Annotated in this window: 12 protein-coding genes; 4 read left to right on the top strand and 8 right to left on the bottom strand. The window is 72.3% G+C overall.

Annotation, left to right across the window (positions count from 1 at the left end; translation table 11 throughout):
* Positions 1–22: 22 nt before the first annotated feature.
* Both H4W31_RS37295 and H4W31_RS37290 read left to right on the top strand, forming a co-directional pair.
* Complete coding sequence (locus tag H4W31_RS37295; protein WP_192770893.1) at positions 23–3,163, top strand: FAD-binding and (Fe-S)-binding domain-containing protein; 3,141 nt, start codon at positions 23–25, stop codon at positions 3,161–3,163.
* Between the two features lie 4 nt (positions 3,164–3,167).
* A complete protein-coding gene (locus H4W31_RS37290; RefSeq protein WP_192770892.1) occupies positions 3,168–4,247 on the top strand; it encodes an enolase C-terminal domain-like protein in 1,080 nt (359 codons plus the stop codon).
* Here H4W31_RS37290 and H4W31_RS37285 read toward each other — a convergent pair.
* From H4W31_RS37285 to H4W31_RS37265, 4 genes are all read right to left on the bottom strand, one after another.
* Positions 4,232–6,145, bottom strand: a complete 1,914-nt coding sequence (locus H4W31_RS37285) for a glycoside hydrolase family 15 protein (protein ID WP_192770891.1) — start codon at positions 6,143–6,145, stop codon at positions 4,232–4,234. The genes H4W31_RS37290 and H4W31_RS37285 overlap by 16 nt on opposite strands.
* A gap of 397 nt (positions 6,146–6,542) precedes the next feature.
* Positions 6,543–8,927 (bottom strand): ATP-binding protein, encoded by a 2,385-nt coding sequence (locus H4W31_RS37280; protein ID WP_192770890.1) that lies wholly within the window; start codon positions 8,925–8,927, stop codon positions 6,543–6,545.
* Between the two features lie 451 nt (positions 8,928–9,378).
* Positions 9,379–11,109: a pectate lyase family protein gene (locus H4W31_RS44045; protein ID WP_264084112.1), complete on the bottom strand. Its 1,731-nt coding sequence runs from the start codon at positions 11,107–11,109 to the stop codon at positions 9,379–9,381.
* Positions 11,110–11,347: 238 nt separating this feature from the next.
* On the bottom strand, positions 11,348–11,470 hold the full coding sequence (locus H4W31_RS37265) for a ribosomal protein bL36 (protein ID WP_192770889.1): 123 nt from the start codon (positions 11,468–11,470) through the stop codon (positions 11,348–11,350).
* A 165-nt stretch (positions 11,471–11,635) separates the two neighbouring features.
* Between H4W31_RS37265 and nhaA the strand changes: the two genes are divergently transcribed.
* Entirely contained in the window at positions 11,636–13,549 is a 1,914-nt protein-coding gene (gene nhaA, locus H4W31_RS37260; RefSeq protein WP_192770888.1) for a Na+/H+ antiporter NhaA, read from the top strand.
* On the opposite strand, the gene H4W31_RS37255 is transcribed toward nhaA, so the two are convergent.
* Positions 13,482–14,567: a transcriptional regulator gene (locus tag H4W31_RS37255; protein WP_192770887.1), complete on the bottom strand. Its 1,086-nt coding sequence runs from the start codon at positions 14,565–14,567 to the stop codon at positions 13,482–13,484. The genes nhaA and H4W31_RS37255 overlap by 68 nt on opposite strands.
* A 204-nt stretch (positions 14,568–14,771) precedes the next feature.
* Here H4W31_RS37255 and H4W31_RS37250 point away from each other — a divergent pair, with 204 nt between their 5' ends.
* Positions 14,772–15,554 carry an alpha/beta hydrolase family esterase gene (locus H4W31_RS37250; RefSeq protein WP_318783638.1) on the top strand — a complete coding sequence of 261 codons (783 nt, stop codon included), beginning with the start codon at positions 14,772–14,774 and terminating at the stop codon, positions 15,552–15,554.
* 18 nt (positions 15,555–15,572) lie between these two features.
* Here H4W31_RS37250 and H4W31_RS37245 read toward each other — a convergent pair whose 3' ends face one another.
* Genes H4W31_RS37245 through H4W31_RS37235 form a run of 3 tightly spaced genes read right to left on the bottom strand, consistent with a single transcriptional unit; the run spans position 15,573 to position 18,133 of the window.
* Positions 15,573–16,334 carry an ABC transporter permease gene (locus H4W31_RS37245; protein WP_192770885.1) on the bottom strand — a complete coding sequence of 254 codons (762 nt, stop codon included), beginning with the start codon at positions 16,332–16,334 and terminating at the stop codon, positions 15,573–15,575.
* Between the two features lie 15 nt (positions 16,335–16,349).
* A complete protein-coding gene (locus tag H4W31_RS37240) occupies positions 16,350–17,111 on the bottom strand; it encodes an ABC transporter permease (RefSeq protein WP_192770884.1) in 762 nt (253 codons plus the stop codon).
* A gap of 56 nt (positions 17,112–17,167) precedes the next feature.
* Entirely contained in the window at positions 17,168–18,133 is a 966-nt protein-coding gene (locus H4W31_RS37235) for an ABC transporter ATP-binding protein (RefSeq protein WP_192770883.1), read from the bottom strand.
* Positions 18,134–18,232 lie beyond the last annotated feature (99 nt).

Raw genomic sequence — 18,232 nt, 5'->3', positions numbered from 1 at the left:
CGGAGCGCGGCGAGGTGACGGCATGAGCGGCGTCGTCCTGCCCGATCCGGTCGTCCGGAGCGACGCCCACGTCGACGGTCACGCCGACGGCCTCGACCTGAGGCGTCTCGAAGCCGACCTGCGGGCCGCCGTCGACGGCGAGGTGCGGTTCGACGCGGGGTCCCGGGCGACGTACTCGACGGACGCCTCCAACTATCGGCAGGTGCCGCTCGGCGTCGTGGTGCCGCGTTCGGTCGACGCGGCGGTCGAGGCCGTCGCGGTGTGCCGGCGGCACGGGGCGCCCGTGCTGTCCCGGGGCGGCGGCACCAGCCTCGGCGGCGAGTGCACGAACGTTGCCGTGGTGCTGGACTGGTCGAAGTACTGCAACCGGCTGGTGGAGGTCGACCAGGACCGGCGTACCTGCCTGGTGGAACCGGGGATCGTCCGGGACACCCTCAACGAGCTGCTGGCGCCGGCCGGTCTGGAGTTCGGCCCGGAGCCGGCCACCCACGACCACTGCACGGTCGGCGGCATGATCGGCAACAACTCCTGCGGAGCCAGTGCCCAGCGCACCGGTAAGGCCGTCGACAACGTCATCGAGCTGGAGGTGCTGCTCTACGACGGCACCCGGATGTGGGTCGGCGAGACCGGCGACGACCGGTACGCCGAGATCCAGCGCCAGGGCGGCCGGCCGGCGGAGATCCATCGCCAGCTGCGGGCACTGCGCGACGAGTACCTGGACGAGATCCGCGGCCGTTATCCGGACATCCCGCGCCGGGTCTCCGGCTACAACCTGGACAGTCTGCTGCCGGAAAAGAACTTCCACGTCGCCCAGGCGCTGGTCGGCTCCGAGGGGACCTTGGTGACGGTCCTGCGGGCCCGGCTGCGGCTGCTGCCCGCGGTGCGGGTCCGGTCGCTGGTCATCCTCGGCTACCCGGACATCGCCGCCGCCGCCGACGACGTGCCACGCATCCTGCCGTACGAGCCGATCGCGCTGGAGGGAATCGACGACAAACTGATCAATCTCGAGCGGCAGCAGCACCTGCACCCGGCCGCGCTGCACGATCTGCCCCCGGCCGGCGCCTGGCTGATGGTGCAGTTCGGCGGGGACACCCGGCAGGAGGCCGACGCCGCGGCGGACCGGTTCAGTGACGCCATCGACCGGGCCGACGGTCCCAGCGTGGCCCGGTTCGAGGAGGAGGCGGACGAGGTGCAGCTCTGGGCGGTCCGCGAGTCCGGCCTCGGCGCCACCGCCCATCCGACCGTCATGCACGACACCTGGCCCGGCTGGGAGGACTCCGCCGTGGCGCCGGACCAACTCGGCGACTACCTGCGCGGCCTGGCCCGGCTCTACCAGGAGTACGGCTTCGAGCGGGCCTCGGTCTACGGGCACTTCGGCCAGGGCTGCGTGCACAGCAGTGTCCCGTTCGAACTGCGTACCGCCGACGGGATAGCCCGGTTCCGGTCCTTCGTCGAACGCGCCGCCGACCTGGCCATCGCGCACGGCGGCTCGCTCTCCGGCGAGCACGGTGACGGGCAGGCCCGGGCCGAAGTGCTGCCGAAGATGTTCGGCGACCGGCTGGTCCGGGCCTTCGGCCAGCTCAAGGCGATCTTCGATCCGGGTGACCGGATGAACCCGGGCAAGGTGGCGGCGCCGCATCCGCTGGACGGCCAGCTACGGCTCGGTGTCGACTACAACCACGGCGAGGTCGACACCGTGTTCCGGTATCCGGACGACGGCGGCAGCTTCGGCCGGGCCGTACTGCGCTGCGTCGGGGTGGGCAAGTGTCGGCGCCAGCACGACGGCGTGATGTGCCCGTCGTACATGGTGACCCGGGAGGAGGAGCACTCCACCCGGGGGCGGGCCCGGCTGCTCTTCGAGATGCTCGACGGCGCCGCCCGGGGCGGGACGATCGCCGACGGCTGGCGCTCGGACGCCGTACGCGACGCCCTCGACCTCTGTCTGGCCTGCAAGGGCTGCAAGGCGGACTGCCCGGTCAACGTCGACATGGCCACCTACAAGGCGGAGTTCCTCTCGCACCACTACGCCGGCCGGTTGCGTCCGCGCGCGCACTACTCGATGGGCTGGCTGCCGTTGGCGATGGCGTTGGCGTCGCGGGTGCCCCGGCTGGTCAACACGGTGATCCACACCCCCGGGCTGGCCCGGCTGACCAAGGCCGTCGGGGGCATCGAACAGCGGCGTGACCTGCCGGTCCTCGCGGAGCAGACGTTCGTACGCTGGTTCGCCGGTCGGCAGCCGACCGGGACGGGTGCGCGGGGCGAGGTGCTGCTCTGGCCGGACACCTTCACCAACCACTTCCATCCGGCCGTCGGGCAGGCCGCGGTCGAGGTGCTGGAGGCCGCCGGCTGGCGGGTCCGGGTACCGCAGCGCCCCGTCTGCTGTGGACTCACCTGGATCTCCACCGGGCAACTGCACACCGCGAAACGGGTGCTGCGCCGCACCATCGAGACGCTGCGCCCGGCACTGCGCGCCGGCACCCTCGTGGTCGGCCTCGAACCGAGCTGTACGGCGGTGTTCCGGGCCGACGCGGCCGAACTCTTCCCCGACGACGAGGACGTCCGCAGGCTGCGGCAGCAGACCGTCACGCTGGCCGAGTTGCTGCACGAGCACAGCCCCGGCTGGCATGCGCCGAAGCTCTCCGGCAACGCCCTGATCCAGACGCACTGCCACCAGCACGCCATCCTCGGCACCGGCGCCGACCGGGCGGTGCTGGACGAGACGGGGGTGACCGCCGAGTTCCTCGACTCCGGTTGCTGCGGACTGGCCGGCAACTTCGGCTTCGAACCGGGCCACTACGAGGTCTCCGAGGCATGCGCCGAACGGGTGCTGCTGCCCGCACTGCGCGCCGCCGACCCGACCGACGTGATCCTGGCCGACGGGTTCAGTTGCCGTACCCAGATCGAGCAGGGCGCGGCGTTCGGGCGGCAGGCGATCCACCTCGCCGAACTGCTTCGCGCCGGACTGCGCGGCGAGCGCCCGGATCCGCTGCCCGAGCGCCGGTGGGGTTCCCGGCCGGCGGCTCCGGCCTCGCCGGTCCGCGCCCTGGTCGGCGCGGCTGTCGGGCTGGTCGCCGCCGGACTGCTGGCCGGAGCGGTGACCGCGCTGGGCGGTGGCCGGACCGCCGGGGGTGGGGCACGGGGCCGTACCGCCCCGAGGCGGTGAGCGGATGCGGCTCGACGCGCGGGCGTACCGGATCCCGACCGACGCGCCCGAGGGCGACGGCACGCTGACCTGGTCGGCCACCACCCTGGTACTGGTCCGGGCCAGCGCGGACGGCGTGGTCGGGATCGGCTGGACGTACGGGCCGGCGGCGGTCGCGCCGGTGGTGCCCGAACTGCTCGCCCCGGCCGTGGTCGATCTCGACCCGGACGACGTGCCGGCCGCCTGGCTGGCGATGCGGCGGGCGCTGCGCAACGCCGGGCGTCCGGGCATCGCCGGACTGGCGCTGTCGGCGGCGGACAACGCGATCTGGGATCTCAAGGCCCGCCGGCTCGACCTGCCGCTGGCCCGGCTGCTCGGCACCACGCGGCACCGGTTGCCGGTCTACGGCAGCGGCGGCTTCACCACCTACGACGACGAGACCCAGCACCGCCAGTTGGTCGGCTGGACCCGGGACCAGGGGATCACCCGGGTCAAAATCAAGATCGGTGAGAGCTGGGGCGCCGACGAGGGCCGCGACCTGGCCCGGATGGCCGCCGCCCGCCGCTCCGTCGGCCCCGACGTCGAGTTGTACGTCGACGCGAACGGCGGCTACGGCCGCAAACAGGCCGTCCGGGTCCTCCGGGCCGCCGCGGACTCCGACGTGCGGTGGTTCGAGGAGCCGGTCAGCTCGGACGACCTGATCGGGCTGGGCGTGGTCCGGGACCAGGTGTCGGCCGACGTCGCGGCCGGCGAGTACGGCTTCGACCTGGTCTACTTCCAGCGCATGGTCCCGTACGTGGACTGCCTGCAGATCGACGTCACCCGGTGCGGCGGAATCACCGAGTTCCTCCGCGCGGCGGCGGTCGCCGCGGCGGCCGGGTTGGAGGTGTCGGCACACTGCGCCCCGCAGCAGCACCTGGCGGTGACGGCGGCAATTGCGAACCTGCGGCACCTGGAGTGGTTCCACGACCACGTCCGGATCGAGGCGATGCTGTTCGACGGCGCCGTGCCGGCCACCGGGGGAGTGGCGCCGGTGAACCTCACCGAACCCGGCAACGGCCTGGCGTTCCGGGAGACCGACGCGGACCGTTACCGGGTCGGCTGACCGGCGGCGCCGGCCGGGCCGTCGAGCCCGGTTCTGCCGACCGGTCCGTCGAGCCCGGTTCCGCCGACCGGACCGTCGAACCCCGTTCCGCCGATCGGTCCGTCGAACCCCGTTCCGCCGATCGGGCCGCTCAGCGTCACCGCCGTCTCCAGCAGGAGCGCGTGGACGAAGGCCTGCGGCAGGTTGCCCCGCAGTTGGCGCTGCTGGACGTCGTACTCCTCGCTGAAGAGGCCGGGTGGGCCGCAGCCGGCACGGTTACGTTCGAACCAGCGGGTCGCCGCGACCGGGTCACCGGCCTGGTGGGTGGCGAGGGCGGCGATGAAACCGCAGAGCAGGAAGGCGCCCTCGGCGTCGCCGAGCGGTCGTTCGTCCGGCGCGAACCGGTAGAGGTGGTGGTCCACGGCGAGCGTTCCGAACACCGCCTGCCGGGTCGCGTCACTGCGCGGGTCGGAGGCCGGCAGCGCGCCGCGTACCACCGGGAGCAGCAGCGCCGCGTCGACCCGGGGATCGTCGTAACAGCGCTGCCAGCGCCCGGACGGATGCAGGCCGTGCCGCCCGGCGTCGGCGAGTACGGTGTCGGCCAGCTGGGTCCACCGGCTGGCCTGGGCCGACGGCGCCAACCGGGCCACCGAACGCAGTCCCGCCACGCAGGTGAGCTTGGAGGGGGTCCACTGCCGGGGCTCCAGCTCCCACATCCCGGAGTCCGGCTCCCGCCATCGGTGCTCGATCGCCGCCACCGCCGTCTCGACGGCCCGCCACGCCTCGATGTCCAGCCGTTGCCGCCGCCCGGCCGTACCGAACAGGAGCAGGCACTCGCCGAACACGTCGAGTTGGAACTGCTCGGCGACCCGGTTACCGATGTGCACCACGCCGCCCGGATAGCCCGGCAGTCGGGCCAACGGCTCCTGGTCCGGCACCCGCGCACCGGTGGCCGTGTACGCGGGCGCCGTCCGTGGCCCGTCGGCCAGAAGCCGGTCCCGGACGAAGGTGACCGCGCCGTCCAGCAGGTCGTCCGCTCCGGCGACCGCGGCGGCCCGGCCGGCGTAGCACTGGTCGCGGATCCAGACGTACCGGTAGTCGTAGTTGCGGCCGGCGCGGGCCCGCTCCGGCAGTGACGTGGTCGCGGCCGCGACCATGCCACCGCCCGGGCTGGTCATTCCGCGCAGCACGGTGTGCGCGAACGTCGCGTCGCGCCGGGCCAGGCAGCCGCGCAGAGAGATCGCCGTGGACCGCCAGGCGCGTTCGGTGGTACGCCAGGTCTCGTCCGGATCGGGCGCGGGCCGGTCGAACCGGACGGTGGAGATCTCCAGCACCAGATCGTGCCGACCGCCCGCCGGAAGGGTCACCAGTCCGGTGATCGCGCCGTCTCCGGTCGGCTGGAGCCGGGCGGTGCTGGTGAACCGGAGGTGCAGCGGGCCGCTGCGGCCCGACCACGTCCCGCCGGTCCGGTGCAGATCGCGCAGCGGTTCCCGGCCGAAGTCCGCGCGGGGTTCCAGCCAGACCGAGAGCTGGGCCGGGTGGTCGAGCGCGTGGATCCGGCGGATCAGCACCAGGCGGCAGCTGTCTCCCGGGTACGCCAGCGCCTCCCGTGACTCCACGATCCCGTCGGTACCCACCCAGCGGCTGGTCCAGATCAGCGAGCCGGACTCGTAGTGGCCGCCCCAGGTGAAGCGCGGGTCGGTGGGGGTGACGCTGTAGCGGCCGGCGCCGCCGAGCAGGCTGCTGAAGACGGCCGGGCTGTCCCAGCCCGGTGCGCAGAGCCACCCGACGTTGCCGGCGGGGTCCACCAGTCCGCCGCGATGGCCGTCGGCGAGCAGCGCATACTCGCGTAGCGGGTACGCCCTGGTCTGGCGCTCCTCCCTCGCCGAGTGCCGGTCATCGGAGTCGCCGGACCGCACCCTCGCTCCCTTCCCCGGTCGCACCCGCAGGTCGTCGGGGCACCGCCTACCCCGCAAACGTTCGGTTACGCCAACCGGGGTGCGGCAGCGGCGACGCGGCGGTGCCCCGGTGGTGCTCGACCGTGTTCCCGGCTCGGACCCGCGGGCGGAGCGTGCGGTGTCCTCCCAGCGGTGTCCAACCGTGTCCAACCGGGTCCAGGATCGCGGTGGCCGGTGGCCGGCGCTGGGCAGGATCGGTCCCCTCGCACCCGTCGGGTACCGGGTCGGGACAGGGACCGAGGCTACGATCGCCGCTGCCGAGGGGGACAGCGGCGGGCCCGGTCACCGCGACCGGCGGTACGCGCGACCGGCGTGCCGCCCGTCGGCGGGGCGTTGCGGGTGCGACCGGGTCGGCGCCTCATCGGTGCCGGCCCGGTGTACTCCGGCCGACCCGGTCGAGCCGGGCCTTCAACTGCTCGGCGTCGGGATGGTCGAGTTCGTCGAGGATGTCGAGCGCCCGGCGCCAGCTGTCGGAGGCCGCGTCGAGGTCGCCGAGCGCCGACTGGGTGTCGCCGAGCCGGGCCAGCAGATCGGCCTCCTGGTAGCGGTGACCGAGTTCCCGCCACAGCGCGTACGCGCGCTGGTACGAGTCGGCGGCCTCCCGGTACCGGCCGAGTTCGTGCTCGGCGTGTCCGAGGCTGTCCCACGCGTCGGCCGCGCCGAACCGGTCGTCGAGTTCCAGCAGCAGGTCGAGGGCCCGTTGGCAGTACCCGACGGCGTCGGAGTGCTGGCCGAGCCAGCTCAGGCACCAGCCGATGTTGTTCAGCGCCCGCCCCTGCCCGGACCGGTTGCCGGCACTGGTGAACAGGTCGAGCGCCGCCCGGCTGTGCCTAAGCCCGTCCGGGAACCGGTCCTGCCGGACCGCGACCCAGCTCAGGTCGAACTGGACCCGCCCCTGGCCGACGGGGTCGTCGGCGTCGCGATAGAGCGCCAGCGCGGCACCGAGGTGCGTGGCGGCTCCGGCGGTCCGGCCGAGGTGTACGTGGGCCCGGCCGAGGCTCCGTCGGGCGTGCGCCTCCTCGGCCGGGTCGGCCAACCGCTGCGCCGCGCCCAGGGCGAGTTCCTGGACGGTGGCCCACCGGTGCCAGTGGCCCCGACGCTCCAGGAAGTGCGCCATGCTGCGGGTGAGCCGGCACAGGTGCCGGTCGAACCCGGCCGGACCGGCCTCCCCGGCGGCGGCCAGTAGCGCCGGCAGTTCGGCGTCGAACCAGGCCAGTGCCGCGCCGTGGTCGGCGATCTCGACCGGGGTCACGCCGGAATCGGCCGGCAGCAGTGGGATCGGGTCGCGGTGCGGGTCCAGCCGGCGATCGGCGCCGTGTGCGCTGTGCAGGTAGTGGTCGAGTGCCCGGCGGGTGGCCGACCGCCGTTCGTAGTCGGGGTCGACGGCCTGGCTCAGCTCGGCCGCGTACGCGCGCAGCAGGTCATGACAGGTGTAACGGCCGGGGTCCTGTTCCGCCACCAGGTTGGCGGAGGTCAGCTCGGCCAGCAGCGGACGCGTCCGAACGGGGGGCAGCCCGGCGAGACTGGCCACCGCCGGGCCGCTGGCGCTGGGGCCGGGATGCGACGCCAGCAGCCGGAACAGCCGGGCGGCGCCGGCACTGAGTGCCCGGTACGACCAGGAGAAGACCGCCCGTACGTCGGAGACCGGATCGGCGCCGCTGAACGCCTCCAGCCCACCGCGCGCCGAGCGCAGCTCGCCGGCCAGCGCGGTGAGCGGGAACTCGGGATGGAACGCCGCCCTGGCCGCCACGATCGCCAGGGCCAGCGGCAGCCGGGTGCAGGCGGCGATGATGTCGTCGACCGCCTCCGGTTCGGCGGCCAGCCGGGCGGCACCGATCCGGGCGGCGAGGAGTTGGCGGGCCTCGGTGACGGGAAGCAGGTCGAGGCTGATCGGTCGGGCGCCTCCGGTACTGACCAGGCCGGCGAGCTGGTTGCGACTGGTCACCAGCACCCGGCAGGCCGGACCGCCGGGCAGCAGTGGGCGGACCTGGTCGGCGTCCCGGGCGTTGTCGAGGAGCACCAGCACCTGCCGGTCGGCCAGCAGGCCCCGGTAGAGGGCGGCCTGTGCCTCCAGCGTCGTGGGGATCCGCTGTGGCGGCACCCCGAGGGCGTCGAGCAGCGTACGGATCGCCTCGGCCGGGGCGACCGGCGAGCCGCTGGGGTCGAATCCGCGCAGGTTGAGGTAGAGCTGCCCGTCGCCGAACCGGTCGGCGACCCGGTGTGCCCAGTGCAGGGCCAGGGCGGTCTTGCCGACTCCGGCGGTGCCGGAGACGGCGGTGATCAGCGCCACCGGGGTGGGTGGGGTGGCGTCCATCAGGCGGTCGAGTTCGGCGAGTTCGCCGGCCCGGCCCGCGAAGCCGGGCACCGCCGACGGCAGTTGGCGCGAGGTGGGGACCGGCGGAGGTCCGGCGGCGGTACTGCCGGACCGGCGGGATTCCTCGACCCGGTCCCGGGCGGTCGCCAGCCAGCCCTGCTCGGCCGGACTGGCACCGAGGAGGCGGATCAGGACGTCGAACCGGTCGGTGGGTGGCAGCACCCCGCCGGCGAAGTACTCCCCGAGGATGCCCCGGGACCATCCGGTCTTGGCCGCCAGTTCGCGGTAGGTGAGCGGGCTCGCCCCCTCCTGCCGGGCCTCCCGGCGGCGGAGTTGGCGCAGCAGCGCGGCCAACTCGGCGACGCTCGCCACCCGCGCGATGGTCCCCGGGTCCAGGTCCGGCAGGTGTCCGCCCGACTGGTCGACCACGTGTCCTCCATACCTAGCGGACATCGACGTGCACACGGTGTGTTCACGGGCACGGTCAATCTACATCCATCACTTGGACGAGATGTCGCGACCGAACCGGCGCGAGCGGGACCCAGCGGACTGGACGGATCTTCACAGCGCCGGCCGTACGGGGCTGCCGCGGCGCTGGTACGGGCCACCGCCGTCGGTCGTACCCCGGCCGGTCCCGTTCTGGTCGGCCGTCGCCCTGGCGTCCCTGCTCGGCCTGGCCCTGCTGCCGATGCAGCCGGTACGACTGCCGGCCGACCAGGCCGTGCGGGTACTGCTGATCGTCGCGGTGGCGCTGCTGGCCGGTGGCGCTGCTGGCCGGCGCCGTCGTGGCACGCACGCCGAGGGCGGCCGGTACGGGTGTACCGGCCGCCCGGGGCCGTGCGGGATCGTCCGAGCGCCGCGTCGGCGGCTACGGAGGCGGTTACGGAATGGTGTCCGCGCCGCTGACTCCGGCGCCCGCCGACGGTGGGCTGGAGGACGCGGAGCCGGCCGAGTAGCTGTACGGCGGCCGCGCCACGCTGTTGTTGGCGCGCAGCCAGTCCTCCATGGTCTTGCCGCTGTCGTTGGCCCGGGTGATCGTGGCCACGTCGTAGAAGTTGCTGCTCGTCCAGGTGAGACTGGCGTTGCCGAAGTCCTCGGTGATCGTCTTCGCGCCGCGTACGTAGTTGCTCTCGGCGTAGATCCTGCCGTCCACGCCCAGCCCGATGAAGTAGTCGCTGATGTTCACGTAGTTGGCGAACACGTGCGCGTACCCGAACCGCACTCTCGGGTGCCGGGTGGCGGATCCGTCGAACCAGTTGTGGTGGTAGGTGACGCGCAGGTACCCGGTGTCCTGGGCGCCGTTGCTGTCGCTGTGCCCCAGCAGCATCGACTTGTCCGTCCCGGCGTACCTGTTGTAGGAGACGGTCACCAGGTCGGATCCGCGCTTGACGTCGACCGAGCCGTCACTGGCCGGGTAGAACGTGTTGTGGTCGATCCACACGTGGTGGGAGTAGCACTGCACGTTCACCGAGTCGTCCGGGGAGTTCCGGAACGACAGGTTGCGGATGATGACGTTCTGGGTGCGGGTGAACCGGTCCCGCTCGGCGGGGTCGCAGAGGTCGCCGCCCCAGGCCACCTCCGCCGGGCCCCAGCCGTTGACGTCGAGGCCGAAGCCGCTGATGGTCGCGTTGGAGCCGACCCCGATGACGGTCTTGTTCGAGCCGACGTCCAGCATGTCGTCGCCGTTGCCGCTGATCGTGCCCGACACCCGGACGATCCGGGGTGCGTCGTCGGCCACCGCCGCCGCGAGTTGCGCGTAGTTGCTGACCGTCACCGTCGGGCCGCCGGTTCCGCCGTTGGTGCCGGTGCGACCGTACTCGCTCATGGTCGCGAAGCCGACCAGGCCGCTGGCGTTGCCGGGCGGGGCGGTGGGCGGCGGGGTCGACGGTCCGGTCGGCGTCGGGGTGGGCGTGGACGGGCCGGTGGGGGTGGGGGTCGGCCGGGTGGGACTCGGGGTCGGGGTGGGCGGCGGGGTGGTGCCGCCGGTCGTCACCGTCACGTCGTCGAAGGAGGCCGAGGAGTACGAGGTCTGTAGGCCGATCCGGCCGGCGGCGGAGAGGGAGCTGGAGCCGGAGGCGAACTGGGCACCGTCGATCGACCCGGTGACGGCCGAACCGCTGGTGGTGATCGACAGGGTGTACCAGGTGCCGTTGGCGACGGTACGTGAGGAACTGCCGAGCACCGTGACGGCGCTTCCCTGTACGGCCTGCAACTCGGCCCGTCCCGGCAGCAGGGCCAGGCGGTAGAAGACGGTCGACCCGCTGGACCGGGCCAGCAGGCCGACGAAGCCGTTCGTGCCGATGCTCAGCGGCTTGACCCTGGCCTGGACGGTGTAGTCGGTGAGGTTGGTGGGGGCGTTGAACAACCGGGCGTTCTCCGCGTCGGCCTTGGACTGGCGGGCGACCTGCGATCCGTCGCTGACCACCGCCCAGGTGCCGCCGGACTTGGACCAGCCGCCGATGTCGCCGTCCTCGAAGCCGGCGGTGAAGACGGTGGCGGCACTGGCCAGCGGCGCGAAGATCGCCGCACCGGCGGTCATCGCCGCGATGGCGCCGCCGATGATCGGCCATCTGCGGCGCGACCTGGGCGTCGAGGGAGCGGGTGTGTCCATCACGGGCCCTTCTGGAAGGGGTACCGAGCGCTCCGTACCCGGTGATGCCGCGATGTTGGGAAAGCGCTTTCCTGAAACGGGAGCGTAATCTCGCCGTTCACAGGTGTCAATGTCCGCCGCTTCCGGTGGGGAATGACGTACGGCCCCCGCCGAGGTGACGGGGGCCGTACGGGAGAATCGGTCAGTCGGTGGAATCGGGCCTCAACCGGACATCGGCGTCAGCGCTGTCCGGGTGGCCTCAGCCCTGGCGGCTCTTCCACTGCGGGTTCGTACGGTTGACCACGAGCACCCGGCCGTGCCGGCGTACCACCACCGAACCCGGCTTCTGCTTCAATGCCCGCAGTGAGGTGCGAACCTTCATGTCTGCCTCCCCTGGCTGCCTAGCGGTGGTCCTTCTCGGCGTTACGCACAGTCACAACGCCGTGCGCCGGGCCGGGATTCCCTGGGCTGTTCACCCGAGCGGGCCTGCCGTCCCGTCGACACGTGGTAGATCTCGGTGTGGGCGGCATACGTCGGGACGGGGGTAATGGTGACGGACTCACCTTCGTCCGGATGGCTCGGGCACACGGCGTGGGGTCAGGGGATCCCCGCGCCGCTGCGCAGGTTCATGCGTACCGAGGCGGGCAGCGCGGGGGTGCTGGTCGCGGCCATCGTCGCGGCACTGGCCTGGGCGAACGTCGACAACCACTCCTACGAGGCGGTCTGGGAGACCGAACTCAGCATCCGGCTCGGCGACGCCGGTGTCGCGCTCGACCTGCGAACCTGGGTCAACAGCGGGCTGATGACGCTGTTCTTCCTGGTCGTCGGGCTTGAGGCGCGCCGCGAGTTCGACCTCGGTGACCTGCGTGACCGGCGCCGGTTCGTGCTGCCGTTCGTCGCCGGAGTCGTGGCCATGGTGCTTCCGGTGCTGATCTACCTGCTGGTCAACCAAGGCGGCCCCGGCCTACACGGCTGGGGGGTGGCGATGTCGACCGACACGGCGCTCGCCCTCGGCCTGCTCGCGCTGCTCGGCCGTGGCGTACCCGACCAGGCGCGGATCTTCCTGCTGACCGTGTTCGTGGTGGACGACGTGATCGCCCTGGCCGTCATCGCCGTCGTCTACACCGAGGAGATCAGGTTTACGCCGCTCGTCGTCGCGGCCGGGATCTTCGGGGTACTGCTCGGCCTGCGGGCCCTGGGCGTCCGGCGCGGCCTCGTCTATCTCCCGTTCTGCGTCGCGCTCTGGGGTGCGCTGCTGGCCAGCGGGGTCGACGCGGTGGTGGCCGGGCTGCTCATCGGGCTGACCGCGACGGCCTACTCGCCGGTCCGGGGCGCGCTGGAGAACGCCAGTGGCCTGTTCAAGCTCTTCCGCGAGCAGCCGACCGCCGAGCTCGCCCGTTCCGCCAGCCTCGGCCTGGCCCGGTCGCTGTCGCCCAACGACCGGCTCCAGCGGCTCTACCACCCGTGGACGAGCTATCTCATCGTTCCGCTGTTCGGCCTGGCCAACGCCGGCATCGCGGTCGACGGCGCCTTCCTCGCCCACGCCTTCACCTCCCCGGTGACCCTCGGCATCCTGTTCGGGTACGTGCTCGGCAAGCCGATCGCGGTCGTCGGCGTCTCCTGGCTGCTGACCAGGCTCAGCCGGGGCCGGATCCGTCCGGCGGTGGGCTGGGCGGCCGTGCTCGGCAGCGGCACGATCGCCGGTATCGGCTTCACCCTGTCGCTGCTGATCGCCACCCTCGCCTTCGACGGCCCACAACTAGCCGAGGCGAAGATCGGCGTGCTGGCCTCGGCGATCGTCGCGACCCTGATCACCTGGGCCGTGTACCGGATCACGGCGTCGCTGCCGAAGGCGCGACGGGCCCGCGCACTGCTCGGTGACATCGACCAACTCGTCGACCTGGTTCCGCCGGTCGATCCGGAGCACGACCACATCCGGGGGCCGGCGGACGCCTCCGTCACGCTCGTCGAGTACGGCGACTTCCAGTGCCCGTATTGCGGACAGGCCGAGCCGGTGGTCCGCGAACTGCTCACCGACTCCGACCTGCGCTACGTCTGGCGTCACCTGCCGCTCACCGACGTCCATCCGGAGGCGCAACTCGCGGCGGAGGCGAGCGAGGCCGCGGCGGCGCAGGGAGCCTTCTGGCAGATGCACGACCTGTTGCTGGACCACCAGGACAAGCTGGTCACCGCGGACCTCGTGCGGTACGCCGGCGAACTCGGCCTCGACCAGCAGCGGTTCCGCGACGACCTGCGGCACAACGTGCACGCCGACCGGATCGCCCTGCACGTCGACTCCGCCGACCTCAGCGGTGTCTCCGGGACGCCCACCTTTTTCGTCAACGAGCAGCGCCACTATGGGGCGTACGACATCGCGACGCTGACCAGGGCGATCAAGGCGGCCCGGGCTCGGGCCAGGGTTCGCCGGCCGCCGACCGGGGACCGGAGGGACCGGCGCTAGCTCGGGCACCGACCCGGCCGACCCGGGCGGATCCGCCGGGGCCGGCCGGCCGGGACGCGTTCTGGGCCAGCAGGTGGACCCCGAGCGGCGTGAGCCGGTGCACGATGGCGCCACCGGCCCGGTCGCTGCTGACCAGCCCGGCCGCGCGCAGCGCCGTGGCGTGCTCGGAGGCCGACGACGAGCTGATCCCCGAATGCCGGCCCAGCGTCGTCGTGGTGTGCCGGCCGGGCTCGCCGAGGCGGCGCAGTACCGCCGCGCGGGTACCGCCGAGCAGCCGGGCGAGCGGATCGGGTCCGGACCGGGCCGTTCCGGTCGGCGCCAGTGCCAGGGCCGGATACACGAGCAGCACCGGCTGGCCCGGCTCGACCAGGACTCGGGGGCGGGGGCCGGCGAACGGGGTGGGTATCAGCAGCACACCCTCGCCGGTGCCTCGGACGTCGCCGCTCCACCAGCTGTCGATCTCGAGGACGGGGGGCCGCCAGCGGATCGCCGGATGTAGGTCCGTGAGCAGTGCGTCCACTCCGGACAACGCGTACGTCTGGGCGGCCCGGGCGATCCAGCTCCGGTGGGTCAGCGTCAGGTCCGACCAGTGTGGGGCGAGCACCGCGTCGTAGTAGCGGGCCAGGGACACCGTTAGCAGTTCGAGCACGTCCCGGTCGGCCGCGGCGAACCGTCGCCGCCACGGGGTGGCCGGCAGGTTCGCGTACGCCTCGGTCAGCTCGGCGCGGATCCGCTGCCGGGGCGTCGCGCGGATCGCCTCGATGCCGGCCGCCACCGATTCGAGTCCGTGGTAGGGGGTGAGGAAGTCCGGCAGGAACCCCTGGGCCGGGAGCAGGTGCCGCAGTGGCCCGGTGGCCGCCGCGACCGCCTCGCCCCGGCTGGCCGGTTCGGGCATCACCGCCGCCAGGGCCGGGTCCCGCAACGCCTGGCAGGCCAGGATCGTGTTGCCGATCGGATGCAGGCGGTCGGCGAACCGCACCCGCACCAGGTCCGCCGGTTCGAGCCGCAGGAAGATCACCCTTCCCAGCCTGCCGGCATTCGGCGTACGCCGAAAGGGTTGACCGGGCGGAACCGTGGACCCAGGGTATGGCACACGGGCGGGAAGGAGCTGGGTGTGCGACGAGTGGCTGCGTGGTGTGGGCTGTTGGGTGTGTTGTTCGGCGCGGTGGCCTGCGGCGGGGGTACGCAACAGACGTCGTCGCCAGCTCCTTCAAGCTCTACCGTGGCGCCCGCGCCAGGGAAGCACTGGCTCACCCTGGAGCATGGTGGAGCCACCCGCAAGTACCGGGTGCACGCGCCGGCCGGCTACGACCCGGCCCGGCCGGTTCCGCTGGTGATCGCCATGCATCCCTATCCCGGCAACGGATCGGCGATGATCGGGATGACCGGGCTGGACGAGATGGCGGCGCGGGAGAACTTCCTGGTCGCGTACCCAGACGGGGTCGCCGGTGGGTTCAACGCGCTGGTCTGCTGCGGCGCGGCCGACGACGTCGGGTTCCTGAAGGCGATCACCGAGCACCTGGTCGCCGACTGGCGGGTCGACCCGGACCGGGTCTACCTGACCGGCATCTCCAACGGTGGCGACATGAGCTTCCGGGCCGCGGTCGAGGCCAGCGAGGTGTTCGCGGCGATCGGCGCGGTCAGCGGCGGTTTCGGCGGGCAACTCGCCGCGAAGCCCGACTACGCGCCGAAGAGCCCGGTCTCGGTCATCACGTTCATCGGCGATCAGGACCAGTACGCCGAGACCTTCCGCACCGGGATCCAGACCTGGCAGCAGCGGTTGCGCTGCACCCCGGTCACCCCCGCCCCGAAGTCCCCGGCCAAGACGATCGTCCTCACCCGGACCCGCTGTGCCGACGGCAGCGAGGTGGAGGTCTACGTGATCGAGGGCATGGGGCACTCCTGGCCCGGCGCGAAGACCGGTGGGCTGGCCGCGCCCGACGCCGGGGTGGTGGCGACGGAACTCCTCTGGAAATTCTTCGCCGCCCACCCCCGGAAGCGCTGAGCTCACCGAACATCGGGCTCAGCCCAGCAGCATCCGGCCCAACCGTCGATTCGCCAACCACGTGCCGCCGACACCCATCAGGACCAGGTACGCGGTCGCGGCGAGCAGACCGACACCGAGCTGCCCGGTGGTCAGCCCGCGGAGCAGTTCGATGCTCTGGTAGAGCGGCAGTGCCGCGACCACCACCTGGACCGGCTCCGGATAGACCGACAGCGGGTAGAAGGTCGTGGAGAACAGGAACATCGGCAGCATGCAGAGTTGCAGGTACTGGTGGTCGTGCGGGTCGCGCAGGTAGGTCGCGGCGGCGAGACCGGCGGCGGAGAACGCGAAGGCGATCAGCACGGCCGCCGGCACGGCCAGCAGGGCCCACCACGAGTGGATCATGCCGAGGGCGACGATGACGGCGCAGAAACAGACGGCGGAGAGCGTACTGCGCAGCACCGAGGCGGCGATCTCGCCAACGGTGATGTCGGCGATCCGCATCGGTGTGGTCACGACCGAGTCGTAGAGCTTGTCGAAGCGGACCCGCCACCACACGTTGCCGGTCGTCTCGTTGACGGCGCTGTTCATCGCGGAGGTGGCGAGCAGGGCGGGCGCGACGAACGCGGCGTACCGGCCGGCGCCCCCGTCGGCTCCGGCGGTGACGAGCTGCCCGATCCCGATGCCGACCGACAGCAGGTAGAGGAACGGCTCGAAGATGCCGTTGACGACGAGGTTCCACGGGCGCCCGTGGCGCAGCACCCACAGGTGTCGCAGGACGATCAGATGTGCCGATGACACGTGCGACTCCACTTCCTACCCGTGCAGGTTTCGTCGGTAGTTGCGGCGCGCGACGAGGTAGCCGGCGCCGGCCAGGGTGACGAGGTAGGCCAGGTGGCCCAGGCTGGCCGGCCAGGTCGCGGTGCCGAGGCTCAACGTCCGGCAGAGGTCGACGCCGTGCCACAGCGGTGTGACGTAGACGATCGGCCGGAGTGCGTCCGGCAGTTGCTCGACCGCGAAGAACGTGCCGGAGAAGAGGTAGAGCGGCATGACGACCCACTTGAAGGCGCCCATCACCGGACCGACGCCGGTCAGGGTGACCGCCCAGGCAGCTGCCGGCAGGGCGAACGCCAGGCCGGTCAGGGTCGCCGCCGGCAGGGTCAGCGCGACCATCGGGGACTGCGCGGCGCCGAACGCGACCATCACGGCCAGGAACACCGCGGCGTTGGTCGCCACCCGGAGCGCCATGAACAGGGCGTGGCCGTGCAGGATGTCCTCCGGCTCCAGCGGGGTGCCGGCGGCCACCGGATAGGCCCCGCCCGGCTGCCGGCTCATGCTGACCGGGAATGCCGCCTCCACGATGCCGTTCTGCATCGCGGCGGCGGCGAGCATTCCGGGCGCGAAGAACGCGAGATAGTCGACGCCGCCGAGGACGGCCAGGTCGGGGCTGATCAACCGACCGAGCCCCAGCCCGATCGCCATCAGAAACAGCAGGGGATTGGCGACGCCGATGACGATGGTGCCCCGCCAGGTCCGCCGGTAGCGCAGCGCCCAGTAGCCGTATGCCCGCAAGGCCATTCCAGCGCCGCTGACCGGGATGGGCCGGGGCGGGACGAGGGTCGAGGTGGCCACGGTCAGTCCACCAGGGTCCGGCCGGTCAGGGCGAGGAAGACGTCCTCCAGGCTCGCCCGCCGCACCATCGCGGTGATCGGGCTCAACCCCAACCGGTGTACGAACGCCAGCGCCGTCTCGCCCTCCGCCGTGTACCAGAGGAGCCGGTCGGGCAGTTCCTCCAGCCGGTCGGGTACGCCCGCGTCGCGCAGCTTCTCCAGCGCGGTGCCCTGCTCGCCGACGCCGAACCGCAGTTCGAGCACCTCCCGGGTGGAGTGTGCGGCGATCAGTTCGGCCGGGGAGCCGTGCGCGACGATCCGGCCGGCGTCCATCACCACGAGCCGGTCGCAGAGCTGTTCGGCCTCGTCCATGTAGTGGGTGGTGAGCACCAGGCTGACACCCTGTTGCTTGAGCCGGAACAGCCGGTCCCAGAGGACGTGCCGGGCCTGTGGGTCGAGCCCGGTGGTCGGCTCGTCGAGCAGCAGGATCTCCGGCTCGTTGATCAGGGACCGGGCGATGGTGAGTCGCCGCCGCATGCCGCCGGAGAGCGCCTCCACGCGTTCCGCGCCGCGCTCCGTCAGCTGGGCGAACTCCAGCAGTCGGTCGCCGCGTTCGGCGATCACCTGCTTCGGCAGTCCGAAGTAGCGGCCGTAGATGAGCAGGTTCTCCCGGACGGTGAGTTCGCGGTCGAGGGCGTCGTCCTGGGGTACGACGCCGAGCCGGGCCCGGATCCGTCGGCCGTCCTTCCGGGGATCCATCCCGAGCACCCGCAGCGTTCCCGAGGTGGGCGGTGAGACGCAGGCGATCATCCGCATCGTCGAGGACTTTCCGGCGCCGTTCGGGCCGAGGAACCCGAACGCCTCCCCCCGGTGAAGCGTGAATTCGATCCCGTCGACCGCCGTGAAGCTCGCGTCCCGCCGGTGTCGGGGTGGGTAGCGCTTGACGAGGTCGACCGCCTGCACGAGAACGTCAGTCACGCGGCCGAGCATAGGAAGCCCAACATCATCCTGCAACTTTCTTTCTGCCTCAAGGCCAGGAGATTGCAGAGCAAAGTCGAACTCTTGCGGGAATCTGTCGAGTCCTGGCAA

The organism is Plantactinospora soyae (genome assembly GCF_014874095.1).
Lineage (GTDB): Bacteria > Actinomycetota > Actinomycetes > Mycobacteriales > Micromonosporaceae > Plantactinospora > Plantactinospora soyae.
This window is presented reverse-complemented; position numbering and strand designations above follow the sequence as displayed.